General features: G+C 34.7%; 18 protein-coding genes. 17 read left to right on the top strand and 1 reads right to left on the bottom strand.

The features are described 5' to 3' along the window. Positions 1–37: 37 nt before the first annotated feature. Positions 38–1351 (top strand): PQQ-dependent sugar dehydrogenase, encoded by a 1314-nt coding sequence (locus FA048_RS17680; RefSeq protein ID WP_136843607.1) that lies wholly within the window; start codon positions 38–40, stop codon positions 1349–1351. A gap of 344 nt (positions 1352–1695) precedes the next feature. After that, positions 1696–3741: a TonB-dependent receptor gene (locus tag FA048_RS17675; RefSeq protein ID WP_136843606.1), complete on the top strand. Its 2046-nt coding sequence runs from the start codon at positions 1696–1698 to the stop codon at positions 3739–3741. 160 nt (positions 3742–3901) lie between these two features. Here the strand turns inward: FA048_RS17675 and FA048_RS17670 are convergent, their stop codons facing one another. Next, positions 3902–4246, bottom strand: coding sequence for a single-stranded DNA-binding protein (locus tag FA048_RS17670; RefSeq protein WP_136843604.1), 345 nt, complete (start codon positions 4244–4246; stop codon positions 3902–3904). A gap of 236 nt (positions 4247–4482) precedes the next feature. Between FA048_RS17670 and FA048_RS17665 the strand changes: the two genes are divergently transcribed. From FA048_RS17665 to FA048_RS17595, 15 genes are all read left to right on the top strand, one after another. Further along, a complete protein-coding gene (locus tag FA048_RS17665; protein ID WP_136843602.1) occupies positions 4483–4836 on the top strand; it encodes a hypothetical protein in 354 nt (117 codons plus the stop codon). Positions 4837–5001: 165 nt separating this feature from the next. Next, complete coding sequence (locus FA048_RS17660; protein WP_136843601.1) at positions 5002–5595, top strand: FMN-dependent NADH-azoreductase; 594 nt, start codon at positions 5002–5004, stop codon at positions 5593–5595. A gap of 12 nt (positions 5596–5607) precedes the next feature. Then, a complete protein-coding gene (locus tag FA048_RS17655; RefSeq protein ID WP_136843599.1) occupies positions 5608–5949 on the top strand; it encodes a YciI family protein in 342 nt (113 codons plus the stop codon). Beyond that, positions 5949–7205: an RNA polymerase sigma factor gene (locus tag FA048_RS17650; protein ID WP_136843590.1), complete on the top strand. Its 1257-nt coding sequence runs from the start codon at positions 5949–5951 to the stop codon at positions 7203–7205. Before FA048_RS17655 ends, FA048_RS17650 begins: the two co-directional genes overlap by 1 nt. A gap of 466 nt (positions 7206–7671) precedes the next feature. Continuing rightward, positions 7672–8241 carry a GNAT family N-acetyltransferase gene (locus FA048_RS17645; protein ID WP_136843588.1) on the top strand — a complete coding sequence of 190 codons (570 nt, stop codon included), beginning with the start codon at positions 7672–7674 and terminating at the stop codon, positions 8239–8241. Then, complete coding sequence (locus FA048_RS17640; RefSeq protein ID WP_136843586.1) at positions 8242–9093, top strand: helix-turn-helix domain-containing protein; 852 nt, start codon at positions 8242–8244, stop codon at positions 9091–9093. Positions 9094–9178: 85 nt separating this feature from the next. Further along, entirely contained in the window at positions 9179–9595 is a 417-nt protein-coding gene (locus FA048_RS17635; RefSeq protein WP_136843584.1) for an OsmC family protein, read from the top strand. 28 nt (positions 9596–9623) lie between these two features. Next, complete coding sequence (locus tag FA048_RS17630; protein WP_136843582.1) at positions 9624–10118, top strand: hypothetical protein; 495 nt, start codon at positions 9624–9626, stop codon at positions 10116–10118. Positions 10119–10417: 299 nt separating this feature from the next. Further along, positions 10418–10744, top strand: coding sequence for an ArsR/SmtB family transcription factor (locus FA048_RS17625; protein WP_136843580.1), 327 nt, complete (start codon positions 10418–10420; stop codon positions 10742–10744). Then, positions 10734–11237, top strand: a complete 504-nt coding sequence (locus FA048_RS17620; protein WP_136843577.1) for an SRPBCC family protein — start codon at positions 10734–10736, stop codon at positions 11235–11237. The genes FA048_RS17625 and FA048_RS17620 overlap by 11 nt, the downstream gene beginning before the upstream one ends. Before the next feature lie 45 nt (positions 11238–11282). Continuing rightward, positions 11283–11708: a VOC family protein gene (locus FA048_RS17615; RefSeq protein ID WP_136843576.1), complete on the top strand. Its 426-nt coding sequence runs from the start codon at positions 11283–11285 to the stop codon at positions 11706–11708. Positions 11709–11746: 38 nt separating this feature from the next. Continuing rightward, positions 11747–12259, top strand: a complete 513-nt coding sequence (locus tag FA048_RS17610) for an SRPBCC family protein (RefSeq protein ID WP_136843574.1) — start codon at positions 11747–11749, stop codon at positions 12257–12259. Positions 12260–12389: 130 nt separating this feature from the next. Beyond that, entirely contained in the window at positions 12390–12770 is a 381-nt protein-coding gene (locus FA048_RS17605) for a DoxX family protein (RefSeq protein WP_136843572.1), read from the top strand. A gap of 198 nt (positions 12771–12968) precedes the next feature. Continuing rightward, on the top strand, positions 12969–13733 hold the full coding sequence (locus FA048_RS17600; RefSeq protein WP_136843570.1) for a DUF3667 domain-containing protein: 765 nt from the start codon (positions 12969–12971) through the stop codon (positions 13731–13733). Positions 13734–14524: 791 nt separating this feature from the next. Next, positions 14525–16606, top strand: coding sequence for a tetratricopeptide repeat-containing sensor histidine kinase (locus FA048_RS17595; protein WP_136843568.1), 2082 nt, complete (start codon positions 14525–14527; stop codon positions 16604–16606). The last annotated feature ends 2 nt before the right edge of the window (positions 16607–16608 follow it).

Here is a 16608-nt window from a genome sequence, read left to right as displayed (position 1 = left end):
TGAGTGTTAGCCATACACATCCTTAAATTGTTATTAAATGAAAAATCAATTCCTTCGCCTAACCTTATTATCAAGTGCCATTCTATTGGTTAATTACAGCAATTCACACAGTCAAACTACACCTGCTGCAAAAGTAAAAACAGGTGCTGGTAAAATAATAGAGCTACCAGAGGCAGATACCAAAACAAGCAAAACTAATTTTAGTAAGGTTGTAGCTTGGCCAGAAGGCCAAACACCAACTGCGCCTGAAGGGTTTGTGGTGACCAAATTTGCCGAAGGCATGAAAAGCCCTCGAAATATTGTAATTGCCCCAAATGGAGATGTGATTGTAGTGCTTTCTAACTCGCAAAGAACCAAGGTGGAGCAAGCTGCCAATGAGATAAGTGGCAAAGCGAAATCTGAAGTTCAGGGCAAAAGTGTAAATACAATAATGTTATTTAGAGATGCTGATAAAGATGGGAAACCTGAAGTAATATTTACTTTTTTAACAGGATTAAATCAGCCTTATGGCGCCGCATTTATAGGCAATTCATTTTATGTTGCCAACACAGATGGTGTTTGGATGTATCCTTACAAAGCAGGCGACACTGAAATTAAAGCAGCTGGCAAAAAAATATTAGAATTACCAGCAGGCGGGTACAATAACCATTGGACAAGAAATTTGATTGTTAATCCTGCTCAGACTAAAATTTATGTAACTGTAGGTTCTGGTAGTAATGTGGCCGAACGCGGTTTACCAAATGAAATTAGAAGAGCAAACATATTAGAATTTAATCCAGACGGTACTGGAGAAAAAATATATGGCAGTGGTTTGCGCAATCCTGTTGGAATGGCTTGGGCACCGGGCACAAATGCCTTATGGACTGCAGTAAATGAACGTGATGGTTTAGGTGATGATTTAGTGCCAGATTATATTACCAGTGTAAAAGAAGGTGCATTTTATGGATGGCCGTTTTCTTATTTTGGTCAAAATGAAGATCCTCGTTTAAAAGGTCAAAATCCAGAATTAGTAGCAAAAGCAATTGTTCCTGATATTCCCGTTGGTGCACATACTGCATCATTAGGCTTGGCTTTTTACACCGCTAAAAAATTCCCTGCAAAATATCAAGGTGGTGTTTTTATTGGTCAACATGGCTCTTGGAACCGTTCACAACTTGTAGGGTATAAAGTAACTTTTATTCCTTTTAAAAATGGCAAACCAAATGGGCAAATGCAAGATTTTTTAACTGGTTTTATTAAAGACGAGAAAGAAGTTTATGGTAAACCAGTTGGTGTTGCAGTTGCACAAGACGGGGCTTTACTTGTTGCAGATGACGTGAGCGGCATTATTTGGAGAGTAGCGGCTAAATAGTTGAAGTTGCCCGGAGCTTCCTGTCATCCTGAGCTTGTCGAAGGATATTAACAAGTGTTTCGACAGGCTCAACATGACATAATTTTATAAATTTGCTTTCTAAAAATTTAACTCTCGCTCTATATCACACAAAATTATAATCTGCTAATCTGTGGCTAAATAGTTCTTGTTACCCTTCAGCTTCATGTCATCCCTAGCTTGTTGTCATCCTGAGCTTGTCGAAGGATATTAACAAGTGTTTCGACAGGCTCAACATGACATAATTTTATAAATTTGCTTTCTAAAAATTTAACTCTCGCTCGATATCACACAAAATTATAATCTGCTAATCTGTGGCTAAAAATTTGAAACAAACATTATTTGCGCTTACCCTTCTAATCTCTTTGAGTGCAAGCGCACAAACAGATACTGTTAAAAAGCTAAACGAAGTTACTGTAAAAGGCTATTACAATCCTCAGCCATTATTAAGGGCAGTAGGTTCGGTTAGTATGTTAGATAGCAATCAGATTAAAAACCAGCCAAGCACTTCTTTGGTGAGTTTAGTAAACACAGCACCGGGTGTGAGAATGGAAGAACGTTCACCTGGCAGTTACCGTTTATCTTTACGTGGCAGTTTGTTGCGTTCTCCTTTCGGAATTCGAAATGTAAAAATTTATATAGATAATTTCCCTCTAACTGATGCAGGAGGCAATACCTACCTTAATGCTTTAGACGTAGCAGCAGTAGGAAATCTAGAAATTTACAAAGGTCCAGAAGCCAGTATTTTTGGTGCCAATACAGGAGGCGCTTTGTTGATCAATTCCACCTTAAAAAAAGCGAATGACCTAAATCTCACTGCAACAGCTGGGTCTTTTGGTTTATTTCAGCAAACTGCAAGCTTAAACCAAGTAACCAAAAATTACAATTTCAATATTACTGGAGCTTACCAGCAAAGTGATGGTTATAGAGAAAATAGCGCCTTAAAAAGAAGATATATCCAAACTTCGCACCTATGGGACTATAGTATAAAAGGTCAATTGAAAGCTTTTCTTTTTTATAGTGATTTAGATTACCAAACACCAGGCGGATTAACCGTAGCACAATTTACTGCTAATCCAAAAGCTGCCCGACCAGCAACACCAACTTTACCAGGAGCAATACAACAAAAAGCAGCCATTTACAACAAATCTTTTTTTGCTGGCTTGTCTCATAACTATAGTTTCAATCAGCATTTTAAACATGTAATTGCCTTATTTACTTCCAATACCGATTTTAAAAATCCTTTCATTACCAATTATGAAAAGCGAAAAGAAAGCACAGTTGGGTTACGGACATTCATAGAGTTTGCTACTATTAGCCATAATATAAAGTATAATATACAAGCCGGTTTAGAAAGTTCGAGTACAAAAAGCGACATCAAAAATTATGGAAATGCACAAGGCGTAGCTACAAGTTTAACAGCATCAGACGATTTAAAAGCACATCAAGATTTTGGCTTTTTGAGGGTTAACTTCGACATTAAGCAAAAGCTTTTAGTAGAGTTAGGCTCAAGCTTAAATTTCTTTAGTTATGATTACGAAAGCTATTTCCCTATAGCCGTAGCAGAAAAGCAGAGAAGTTTTAAAACAAGGTTAATGCCTAAAATCGCTGCCTCTTACTTAATCGATTCTAACCTTACCTTTAGAGCTTCGGTAAGCAAGGGTTACTCTCCCCCTACTTTAGCTGAGGTTCGTTCTTCAGACAATATCATCAATAACAACTTACAAGCAGAGGCAGGATGGAATTATGAAAGTGGTTTACGGTATCAGACTAAGAACAAACGCTTCTTTACCGACGGAACTATATTCTACTTCCAGTTAAGGGATGCTATTGTAAGAAGATTAAATACCGGTGATGTTGAATATTTTATCAATGCGGGTGGAACAAAACAATTAGGCTTAGAACTTCAAACTGCTTTTTGGTTAATTAAAGCTAATCATAGTCAATTTTTAAATGGTTTATTGATTAGCAATAGTTTTACCTATAGCCACTTTAAATTTCAGGATTTTAAAAATGCAGGTGCCGATTATGGGGGCAATAAATTAACTGGAGTTCCAAAACATACAATCATCAGCGGCTTGGAATTCAACTTTCAAAAAGGAATCTATTTGTTTGCTCAACATAACTACACCTCAGCAATTCCATTAAATGATGCGAATACGGTATTTGCAAGAAAATATCATTTAGCAGACCTTAAAGCAGGGATTAGAAATTTGAACATCGGAAAGACTGCAATAGACATTTCCTTGGGAGCTAATAACCTTTTCAACCAAAGTTACAGCTTGGGCAACGATTTAAATGCGGCCAACAATCGCTATTTTAATACAGCTATGAAAAGGAATTATTATGCAAGTTTAGGAATTACCTTATAAAATTTTAGATTTCTTTAAATACGATGAACCTATAAGAATCAGAAGATATGACAGATCTAAGTTTAATCAAACTCATAAAAACAAAACTGTCTTATCAAAGGCATTAAAATGTCTTACATAGTTCTAAAAACAAACCATGTAAGACATTAAGTAGATTGAGCTAAGCCTCTGCTTCTACCTCTTTAAAGGTAACCTGGTCTACAACAATTTCAGTAGTATAACGTTTGGTACCATCCTTAGCTTCATAGTTGTTATTTTGCAACCTGCCTTCAATTGTAAAACGTGTGCCTTTTTTAATTTTTAGTTCTGCAATATCAGCTTTTGCTCCCCAAAAGGTAAGCGAAACCCATTGTGTTTTTTTCACTTCCTCACCAGCTCCATTTCTGTAGCTTTCATTTACAGCCATATTTACACGAGCTAATTTTTGATTACCACTTACTGCTTTTACTTCTGCATCGCTACCTGCACAACCGCTCAATACTACTTTGTTTACTACGTTTTCCATGATGTTTAAAAATTAAGTTTCTGAATGTTTAACGAACAATAGTCACCACGACTACCGACAGTACAAAGGTGCAGAGAGCTCGTCAACTTAGTCGGATTTTAAACATTTATAGTCGTTTATAAACGTTTAAACACGGATAAAACAGGTTATTTGGGCTAAAAAGGCATATTTAAAATTCTTTGCTATTTCATTTTTTTTGTAGATTTAATGATCATCCCTGATAAAAACCAAACCTTATGGAACGTTTATGTCTAGACTGCAACGCTGTTGTTAACGGCAGGGCTGATAAAAAATTCTGTGACGACCAATGTCGCACCAATTACAACAATCATTTAAGAACTGAAGACAACAGTTTTTTAAATGAGGTTAATCGAGCTTTAAAGAAGAACCGAGAGATCTTAAAATTGAAAAATCCAGAAGGCAAGACCAAGGTAAAACGAGAAGTTCTGCTTCGTAAAGGCTTCGACTTCAATTACCATACGCACACTTATGCCACCCAAAAAGGAACAACCTATATATTTTGCTATGAATATGGTTACCTCTCTCTAGAAAATGAAGAAGTTTTGTTGGTGAAAAGGGAGGAGAAATGAATGTCGAAATAAATTATATTTGGTTTTAAAAATACATACTATAGCCCTTTAATAAATTAGTAAATGGATTTCGCCTATTTTAAACCAGCACATAATAAAAGTTGAGACTTTTGTCCCCGTCCTGAAATATTAATCGTTATAAGGCAAAACAACAAAATTTAAAAGATGAAAAATGTTTTGCATATTATCTCGAGTGCAAGAGGAAGCCTATCTCACAGTAAAGGATTAAGTTCAGCCATTGTTAAAAAGTTAATGGACAAAAACGATATTAAAACAGTCGTTGAAAAAGACTTAACAAAAGAGTTTCCTCCCTTTATAGACCCAGAATTAATAGGAGAGTTTTACAAACATCCAGATTCTATCTTAGAAGATGGTAAGCAATTATTTACCTATGCTAATACAATTTTTAATGAAATTAATGATGCAGATATTATTGTTATCGGCACTCCAATGCATAATCTAGGAATTTCCGCTCCTTTAAAGGCATGGATTGATCAACTCATTAGATTTGGCATAACCTATCGATATGATTCTGATGGAGTAAGAACGGGTGTTTTTAAAGGTAAGAAGGTATATTTAGCAATTGCATCGGGTGGTAAATTATCTGATTGGCCCAATCAAAATGAATACATAGAATCGTATATAAAAACTGTTTTTAATGCTTACATGGGAATTTCAGATATTTATACATTTAGAGTTGAAAGCACGGCCAATACCAACCTAAAAATAGATTACCAAACATTTATACATAACATATAAAAGACTCCAAAAATGAAAGAATTTACATTAATCTTTAGGTTAAAAGATATTGCCGATTTCAAACCTTCGCCTGAACAAATGCAGGAAAGAATGAATTGGCTAGCAGGCATCGCTGCTCAAAATAAATTAGTAGACAAGGGAAATACACTTTTACCTGGTATTGGGAGTGCCAAAACGGTGAAGCCTGATCATATAGTAACCGATGGCCCATATACAGAAATCAAAGAGTTTATAGTTGGTTATATTATTATAAAAAGTGAAACCATTGATGAAGCTGTAGAAATTGCAAAGGGAAATCCGATTTTCAAAATTGGCGGCAACATCGAAATTAGAGAGGTTCTAAAAAGAGATTGATGACAGAAAATCAGCAATCACATAAAGAACTCTTACCTCATCTATTCCGACAGGAATATGCTAAAATGACGGCTGTTTTATGTCGTCATTTCGGTTTAAAGCATGTTGAAATTGCCGAAGACATTGTCAGCGACACTTTCTTAAAAGCGTCTGAAAATTGGGCAATTAATGGAATACCCAAAAACCCAACAGCTTGGCTTTATACGGTTGCTAAAAACAAGACCAAAGATTATTTTAAACACATTGTGGTTTTTGAAACACAAATCAAAGAAGTTATAAAGCCGAATGAATTTGACATAGAACAAGATTTTGAATTTAGCAGTCAAAACATTGCGGACAGTCAGTTAGCAATGATTTTTGCAGTTTGTAGCCCCAGTAATTCAACGGAAAGTCAAATTTGTTTAGCACTTCAAATTCTTTGCAGTTTCAGTGTGGAAGAAATTGCCAATGCTTTTCTTACAAAACCTGAAACCATTAAAAAGCGTTTGCAAAGAGCCAGAACTAATCTTCGCAATGACAGTTTTCAAATAAAAATATTAAACGAGAAGGAAACAAAATTAAGGTTAAATAGCGTTCTAAAAACTTTATACTTGCTGTTTAACGAAGGATATTTTTCCAAAACTAATAATCAGTTAATCAGACAAGAACTTTGTTCAGAAGCAGTAAGACTAACTTTAATGTTAACGGAAAATAATTTCACGAACACACCACAAACAAACGCATTACTTGCCTTAATGTGTTTTCAAAGCTCGCGACTTGAAGCAAGAACAAACGACCAAGGGGAAGCTGTTTTATTTGATGAACAGAACAAAAACTTGTGGGACAAAACGTTGATTGAAAAAGGAAATTATTATTTAGTGAATGCCTGCAATGGAAACGAAATTTCAAAATATCATTTAGAAGCGGGAATTGCTTATTGGCATACTACACCGACAGACCAGGATAAATGGCAACACATTTTACAACTTTACAATCAACTTATTCTTATTGAATATTCGCCTATAACTGCATTGAATAGGACATTTGCATATGCCAAAGTTTACGGACACAATAACGCAATACACGAAGCCGAAAAACTAAAGCTGGAAGAAAGTAATTACTATCACAAATTATTAGGCTACTTGTATGTAGATATAGACATTAACAAAGCCATTTTCCATTATACTCAAGCTATTGGGCTGACAAAATCCAAGATAGAAAAACAAAGCTTGTCAAAAGAAATAGAACGTATCAGCGAGAAGAACAACAGCCGCTAATACCGAGTGCAGTGGCCCTTAACATGTTGATTAATCAAACACACAATTGAAATCAGTTGGTGTTGGCGGTGAATTGCTTCCACCTGCCTAATATCTCAGACGTATCAAATAGTAAGTGAGTCCAATATGAGTCCAAGTATTTTCATAAAAACTTGGATAAATTATAACTATATTTTAGTTTTATTACTGTAACATAAGCTTGATGATAGGAACTAATACATAACCAATAGCATTGATGTTTTAACTTTGACAGTGGAATTGATGGAGAATACTTGGTTTCGGTGGGCATCAAAACCTATCACTATTTAAAAACAGTTGACAATCCATTAAAAACGGAACTGTTAAGTATATTGGCGAGACTGAAGAAATTTATGATTATTCACAAGCGGCTATAGACGATTGGAAAGAAAATAAAAAATCCTATTTCAGAAGTCATGCTACAAGAAACGAACAGAAAAAAGCCAATATGCTAACCCTTACATTTACCCCATTTCCAGTTTTAATAACAGAGCGTTTAACCCTAAGACAACTTTCTGTTAATGACGACAAAGAAATATTTGCACTTCGTTCAGATCAACAAGTAAATAAATACATTGACAGAGCCCCAAGTAATACGATTGAAGACGCAAGAAAATTTATCCATAAAATTGAGGAAGTAGTTAGGGAAAACAAAGGAATCTATTGGGCAATTACGCTAACTAATCACGACAATTTAGTAGGAACAATTTGCTTATTTAATTTTTTAGCCGAAAATGACCAAGCCGAAATCGGTTATGAATTATTGCCAACTTTTCAAGGACAAGGAATTATGCAAGAGGCTATATTAAAAGTTATTGGCTTTGGACTTCAGGTTATCGGACTAAAAACAATTGAAGCATATACACATATAGAAAACGTAAAGTCAACAAAACTTCTAGAGAAAAATAACTTCAAGAAACAAGAAAACATTGATAGTAATTCAGACAGCCCATACGTTCTCTTTAAACTTAATCATTTGATGCTAACGAACAACCCAACCTTTGAAAATCAACAATAAATGATAGGCGACCACAAAAGATATGATTTATTCGGCAAAACACTTTTAGAAATATTGGTGTTAAAGCCACCTTTTAAATTTGAAATGCCTGCGGCAGAAAATGCTTGTTTTCATTATATGTTAGAAAGTGAAATGCATTACAACATTGATGAGAAACAAGTAAAAATTTCAGCTAACGACTCGTTATTACTCAATTGTAGAACCGTTGGCAATAACATGAGCAATGTTACAGCAAATAACAATAAGGTTGTTATTGTACATTTTCACCCAGATATTTTAAAGAAGATTTATGACAGGGAAATGCCAACCTTATTGCAGCAACCCAAAAATCCAATTTCCAATAAAACAAGTGAGAGAATTAATAACGATTTTTTAATTCAAAAATATATTGAAGGACTTTTGTTCTATTTTGAAAATCCGTCTTTGGTGAATGAAGACATTCTGGTATTAAAACTAAAAGAGATCATAATTCTGCTTTCGCAAACTAAAAATGCCGAAGCCATTCAAATGATCTTATCTCAATTGTTCTCCCCTACCATCTATAGTTTCAAACAAATCATAACTGCCAATCTTTTTTCGGCAATTACACTCGACGAATTGGCCGATTATTGTAACCTGAGCTTATCGTCATTTAAACGAGAGTTTGCAAAACACTACAATGATACCCCTGCCAATTACATCAAAACCAAAAGATTGGAAAAAGCTACTGAATTGTTAGTAGTTTCCAATCAGCGCATCACCGATATTGCCTTTGAATGTGGCTTTAATGATTTGGCAAATTTCACCAAAAGTTTTCATGATAAATACGGTGTTACACCAAGCAATTATAGGCTGAACCAAATTGCCAAATAATTGAACCAATTCGCAAAAAGCTTTCCTTTTTTCTATCCAATATTTGCATTGTCAATAACGACATCACATATTAAACATAGAAAACATGAAACGTACAGCAAAAGCACATTGGGCAGGTAACCTAAAAGAAGGTAAAGGCGAAATAACTACACAAAGCGGAATTTTAAATCAAACAAACTACAGTTTTAAAACTCGTTTTACGGGTGAAGAAACCGGTACAAATCCAGAAGAATTGTTGGCAGCCGCACATGCAGGTTGTTTTACAATGGCTGTTAGTGCTGCATTAACAGAAAAAGGATTTAATCCAACAGCATTGGATACTGAAGCTGCGGTAAAAATGGAAGGTTTAGCTATCACATCGGTACATCTTACTATTACTGGTACAGTACCTGGCATAAGTGAAGCAGAGTTTGAGGCTATTACCAAAGGCGCAGAACAGAATTGTCTTATTTCTAAAGTCCTGAATATCCCTATCAGTTCAGAAGCTCATTTTGTGTCTTAATTCAAATTAATTTTAAAATCTTAAAATTATGGGACTCTCAAATTTAGGAATCTTTCATACAGTTATTGGTGTATTGGCCATTGTTGCGGCAATAGTATCCTATATAAAATACAGTAAAATCAATTTGGACGAATTATCCGGAAAAATATATTTTTATGGTACCATAATCACAGCATTAACAGCCTTGGGTATTTCAAAGCATGGTGGGTTTAACCCAGGCCATGCTTTCTCCATATTAATTGCGATTTTAGTAGCTGTTGCCTATTTTCTTCATTCAAGAAAAAAAGGAAATAATCGAAGTAGATATTTTGAAAATTTTTTCCTTTCATTCAGTTTCTTGCTATCATGGCTTCCTACAGTTAATGAAACCTTTACCCGCATTCCAATCGGTCATCCGCTGGCAAATGGCCCAAGTGATCCAATAATTGGCAAAACACTACTTGTTCTTTTAGTATTATTTATTGTGGGGTCTATTTTTCAGTTTTTGAAGCAAAAGAAAATAAACATAAGCACTAATCAATAAGTTATTTTTTGCAATAATAGAAAATCCCTGTTCAAATTAAATTGGACAGGGATTTTGTTATTTAGCCCCCCAAGACATAAAAAGGGCAAAGCTATCCTAATTTTGTAATCTTAAATTATAGGCCAACTGCAGTTTGCACAAATGCCCTGCTAAATTGTCGTATCTACACCACAAGCGTTATTTTCATTGCAACTATTTTTGAATTAGAAAAATAAATCTATTTTTTTTAAAATAAACTTGCGAAACCGAACAGTTGCATATATATTTGCAACCAATTAGTTTCATAACAACACTAAAAAATGAGAAGAGATATTTTTCAGGCCATAGCAGATCCTACCAGAAGAGCAATTATTACACTCATTGCCTTGCAAGCAATGACACCTAATGCATTGGCAGAACATTTTGACACCAGCCGACAAGCGGTATCTAAACACTTAAAAATACTTACAGAGTGTGAATTGGTGAAACAAGAACAAAAAGGTAGAGAGATTTATTACCTACTGGAACTTGAAAAAATGAAAGAGATCGACAAATGGATAGCGCAATTCAGAAAAATCTGGGAAACTAGATTCAATCAACTTGACGAAGTATTATTAACGCTTAAAAACAGAAAAGATGGAAAGTAATTTATTGTTTGACTTTATCGTAAACAAAGAAGACAAAACCATTCTCATTAAACGTGAGTTTGCCGCAGAACTTGCATTGGTTTGGGAAGCATGGACAACACCAAAATTTCTTGAACAATGGATTGCACCAAAACCTTGGAGGGCAGAAACTAAAACAATGGATTTTAAAGAAGGTGGATTTTGGCACTATGCAATGATAAGTCCGCAAGGCGAAAAGCATTGGAGCAGATATGATTACCAAAAAATAGAGTTTCAAAAAAGCATTACTGAATTGAGGGGATTTAGCAATGAAAATGGAATTGTTAATCCAGATTTTCCCCGCACCTTATGCACAAATATTTTTAACGAAACAAACGGAAATACTTTCGTAACTGTTACAGCCCAATACGGAAGCCTTGAGGTTCTTGAATACATGGTAACAAATGGTTTCAAAGAAGGCATGTCATCCGCTCTAGCAAATCTTGATGAATTATTATTAAATCTTAAAAAATAAACAAGAACAAAGTGAAAACACGAGTTCAATTAAAAACAAATAATTATGGCACTTATTAACCCACACATTAACTTCAACGGAAATGCCGAAGAAGCATTTAATTTTTACAAATCAGTATTTGGTGGAGAGTTCACAAAGATTATGCGCTTTAAAGACATAGCAAACGACGAATTCCCAGTAGCAGAAAAAGAAGCAAATAAGCTCATGCACATTGCTTTATCAATTGGTAATAATACCTTAAGGGGCAATGATGTTCCAGAAAGTATGGGGCAAGTAAATGAAAATGAAAACAGGTCTAAAATAGCTATTAGTGCCGAAAGTTTTGAAGAAGCAGACAGATTATTTAACGGGCTTTCAGTAGGTGGAAGTATTGAAATACCAAATGATGATAGTTCTTCGGACTCTTATTTTGCAATGCTTAGAGACAAGTTTGGCATAGAATGGATGATAGATTTAACCAAGCGCAGCTGAACTAAAAACAAGATAATTATCAATTAAAAATAGAAAAGATGAAAAGTAATTTATTATTCGATTTTATCGTAGACAAGCCAGCAAAAACAGTAGTTGTAAATAGAGAATTTGATGCAGACCTTTCTTTAGTATGGGATGCTTTTACAAAACAAGAAATTCTTGATCAATGGTGGGCTCCAAAACCTTGGATTTCAAAAACAAAGGTTATGAATTTTGAAGTTGGTGGTAGAAGGTTTTATGCCATGGTAAGTCCAGAAGGTGATGAACATTGGTCTATTCAGAAATATATTGCTATAAGCCCAACAAGCAATTTCAAAATGCTGAGTGCTTTTGCAGACGCAGATGAAAATCCTCAATTGCCAGGCTCTGATTGGGATTTTAATTTCAGTGAAGAAAACGGCACAACAAAAGTTAGCATTACAATTAAAAACGATTCGCTTGAACGTTTTGAGCAAATGATTGAAATGGGTTTCCAAGGTGGATTTACAATGACATTGAACTACTTAGATACGCTGTTAGAAACTTTATCTAAAAAATGGACAACTTATTAAGAATAAAATAAATTCCATCTCAAATGCCCATTTAACTTGTCGCGTCTGCACCTCAATTTTGAATTGATTTTAGTATATTTTTGACTAGCTTTAAATACAAAACCATTCCTAAATTATAAATCAAAAATACATGAAACAGAAAATCACATTCGTTTTAAGTCTATTATTTGGACTTTTCTTTATCAATGCAGGCTTAGACAAATTTTTCCATTACATGCCCATGCCCGACAAAATATCGGATGACATGATGAAAGCGATGACAGGGATGATGGCCGTGACTTGGTTAATGCCATTAATTGCAGTTGCTGAAATTTTAGGAGGCTTATTGATCATCTTCCCAAAAACAAGGGCATTAGGTGCTTTAATTATTGTACCTATAATGGTTGGTATTTTATTAACAAATACAGTTACGGATGCTAGCGGATTTCCTATTGCTGCAGTATTTACCGCTGTTTTACTTTGGATCATTTATGATAACAGAGCTAAATATGCACCATTAATAGAAGAATAAAATCAAAACTAAACCTTGTGCGTTCAGTAACAACTCTTCGCACAAGGTATTTAGATAATAAAAAGGACTATTCCTACTTCGATAACGATCCAAGAAACAAAAATCTTTATTTCACCTTTAAATTATCTTCTTGTTAAATTTATTTCATCAGCTTCTTTAGAAAAATCATTTACTAGATTTGCTTTACAACTTTAGCCGATGAAACAACGCTCAGCACAAACTATAGAAGAATTAACCAAAACAATAACCACTTGCGGAAATTGCAACAGTGAAGTAATCCAAAACTACTGTGCCAACTGCGGAAACCCTGTACAGCTAAAGAGGATTGATGGACATTATATCCAACACGAAATTGTGCATGTACTGCATTTCGAAAAAGGAATTTTTTATACCATTAAAGAACTGTTAATTAGACCAGGCCAAAACATTAGGAAGTTTATTTCTACAGATCGAAGCAGGCTAGTTAAACCAGTTATATTTATCATTATCACTTCTTTGGTTTACACCTTACTCACGCACTTTTTTCATATAGATGATAGTTTTATTAAAATAGAAGGCAGTAAAGGGGTTGCTACAAAAGCAATTAACAATTGGATACATAGCAACTATGGCTATTCAAATATCTTAGAAGGTCTTTTAATTGGTTTTTGGTTAAAATTATTCTTTTGGAAAAGTGGTTATAACTTTTTTGAAATCGTTATCCTGCTGTGTTTTGTGATGGGCATTGGCATGTTAATATTTTCATTGGCAGTACTTTTTAGGGGTTTAACACATATCAATGTAATGCAAGCTTCTGGCATTATTTTTTACATTTACGCTACTTGGGCAATTGGGCAGTTTTTTAATGCTGAAAAAGTATTGAGTTACGTAAAAGCCTTTGCTGCCTACATGATAGGCATGATAACTTTTAGTATGCTAGCTCTTGGAATAGGATATCTAATTGATTTGATGATTAAACATTAGAATTATATAAAAAGTACTTCAACAAGCTCAGCAATAGCAATTTAATATTGTAAGTCAAGGAAGCTAAAGCAAAGGAGATTGCCAAAGCCGATGAAATATCTCCTCGCAATGACGGTAACCAAACCTTTCCTCAAAAACCTCAACCCTTCCTATTCACCACTGCACCAAGGAGCGTGGGGCTGAAAGAACGGCGGGCCATGCGTAGGCCTGTGGGCGGAAGCATCGTTCTTTCTTGATTGTTTGCTTCTTTATCATCAAGGATAAAGAAGGAGCCCTTCGGCGGCGATGAGCCGAGGCAAGCCCGAGCGTTGGCACTATAAATAACAGATGCTTCGATAGGATCAGCATGACAAATGATAAAAGCAAGAAGGAGATTGCCACAGCCGATGAAATATCGCCCTCGCAATGACGGTAACCAAACCTTTCCTCAAAACCTCAACCCTTCCTATTCACCACTGCACCAAAGAGCGTAGGGCTGAAAGAACGGCGGGCCATGTGTAGGCCTGTGGGCGGAAGCATCGTTCTTTCTTGATGTTTTTGGTACTTTTTTCATCAAGAAAAAAGGACTAGGGCTTTCGGCGCCCATGAGCCGAGGCAAGGCTGAGCGTTGCCCTTAATAAAGGTGCTTCGACAGGCTCAGCATGACAAATGAATATATAAGTCAAGTAAGCCTTGTGCGTTAGCATCTTTAGCTAAAAAGCAAGAATGAAAACTAAACTTATTTAAACATAAATCCTTAACTTTAATCGGGTATTCTGCAATTAGCATCATACCCTAATTAACGCTCAATTATGCTCAATTTAATAAAACGACTTAAAGAGTTCTCACTCTTTTGTTTTATATCTTTTCTTAGCATTACAACTATTGCCCAAACTACCAAGGTAGATGAGTTACTTGGTCAACTGAATAAAAACAGTCCGGATACTGCTCAGATCAAAATCATGAGAAAATTATCTACAGCCTACTCTGCAGTTGATCCACTAAAAAAATTCTATTATGCCAACCAGTATAAATTATTAGCCGAAAAAAATGGAATAGATTCTCTAGTAGCAAGTGCATACCTAGACATGGGTATTTCCTATGGCATAAGAAGTAATCTAGATAGTGCTTTGTATTATTTTAATTTAGGCTTTCAAAAAGCGAAAGAAAGTAATTATGTGGTTGGTATAGCAAGAAGTCATGCAAATATTGGTTTTGCCTATGACCGATTAGATAGAAAAAAAGAAGCTGTAAAAAGTTATGAAGAGGCTTTAAATATTTATAAAAAACTTGGTAATAAAAAACCTATTAATCAAATGATAACCAATTTAGGATCTATTTATTTTGATTTGGGCGAGTACAAAACTGCGGATAGTTATTTCCAACAAGTGCTAGAAAATGTTAAAGAAACGCCTAAAGATGAAATTGGTCTTGGTAATGCTCTTTTTTCATTGGGTAATTCGAACAGAAAACTGGGTAAGCCTAAACAATCACTGGCATATTACCAACAGAGCTTAGCTATTAGAGAAAAGATTGGCGATTTGAATGGCATTGCGCTAAGCAATTGGGGAATTGGCCAGACATACATCGATGCAAAAAATTACAAAAAAGCATTAAGACATTTAGAAATAGCTCTAAAAAACAATAGAGCATTAAAAAATTTATACCATGAATGTGTGGTGCTAATATCTCTATCTCATGCTCAATTGGGTTTAAAAGATTATAAAAAAGCCGAAGAAACAGCAAATTTAGCTTTGTTAAGAGCTAAAGAGAGCAATTCAAAAGGGCTAACTGCTGATGCATTAGAATTATTGGCAGAGATAAATTCAGCACAAAAGAAATTTGATGAAGCACTAATCTTCCAAGCCGCCTATAAAGCCATTAACGATAGTTTGAATACCAATGAAACTACAAAAGATGTAATCATCAGCGATCTCCATAGAATTAATTCTGATAATAAAAATTTAGTAAAGGATAACAAAACCATCACCGCTAAAAATTCTGAATATGTTGCAGTGATTTCCATTATCACGATACTATTGATTTTCTTGGCCATATTACTTGCCCTTTATTACAAGAGAAACTTAGAAAAGAAGGCCACTAATCTTTTGTTGCAAGCCCAAAAACAACATATTGCCGAAGTCAATGAAGAGCTCACTACACATATGGATATTGTTTCTACACAAAACATAGAGTTAGAGAAGCTAAATTCAGTTAAGAATAAATTTTTCTCTATCGTGTCTCACGATTTAAGAAGTCCATTAAATAACTTAAAAACGCTTTTCGAATTGTACCATACAGGTGTTTTAAATAAGAAAGAGTTGAGTGAATTATTAATCAAATTAGAGGATACCATTTATTCTACAGCAAATTTTTTAGATAATCTATTGGAATGGTCTAAAAGTCAATTAGATGGCATGGTAGTAAAACCTTCATTAATTAAGATTAGTGACATTGTAAGTGAGAACATCAAATTAATGGATTCACAGATTAAGTTAAAGGGACTCACAGTAGAAAATAGAATTGACAAAGACATTACAGCCTTTGCCGATTCTAATATGATTGATACTGTGGTAAGAAACTTGCTTTCTAATGCTATTAAATTTTGTGATTTAGACGATAAAATTACTTTTGAGGCAAAATTACATAAGGATAAAGTGATATGCTCTATTAGCGATTCAGGACCAGGAATTAGCAACAAGGACCAAGAAAATCTTTTCAACTTATCCCATACCATTAGTACTGGTACAGCTGGAGAAAAAGGATATCATATTGGTTTAACCCTATGTAAAGATCTAATACTTCAAAATCATGGTAGCATAACAGTAGATAGCAATTTAGGCCAAGGCACTACCTTTCATGTTTCAATCCCCTTAAAGCATACACAAAATTAAAT

It is taken from the genome of Pedobacter polaris (genome assembly GCF_005116505.1).
In the GTDB taxonomy this organism is placed as follows: Bacteria; Bacteroidota; Bacteroidia; order Sphingobacteriales; family Sphingobacteriaceae; genus Pedobacter; species Pedobacter polaris.
Note: the sequence above shows the minus strand (reverse complement) of the source record. Positions and strands in the feature narration are given on the sequence as shown.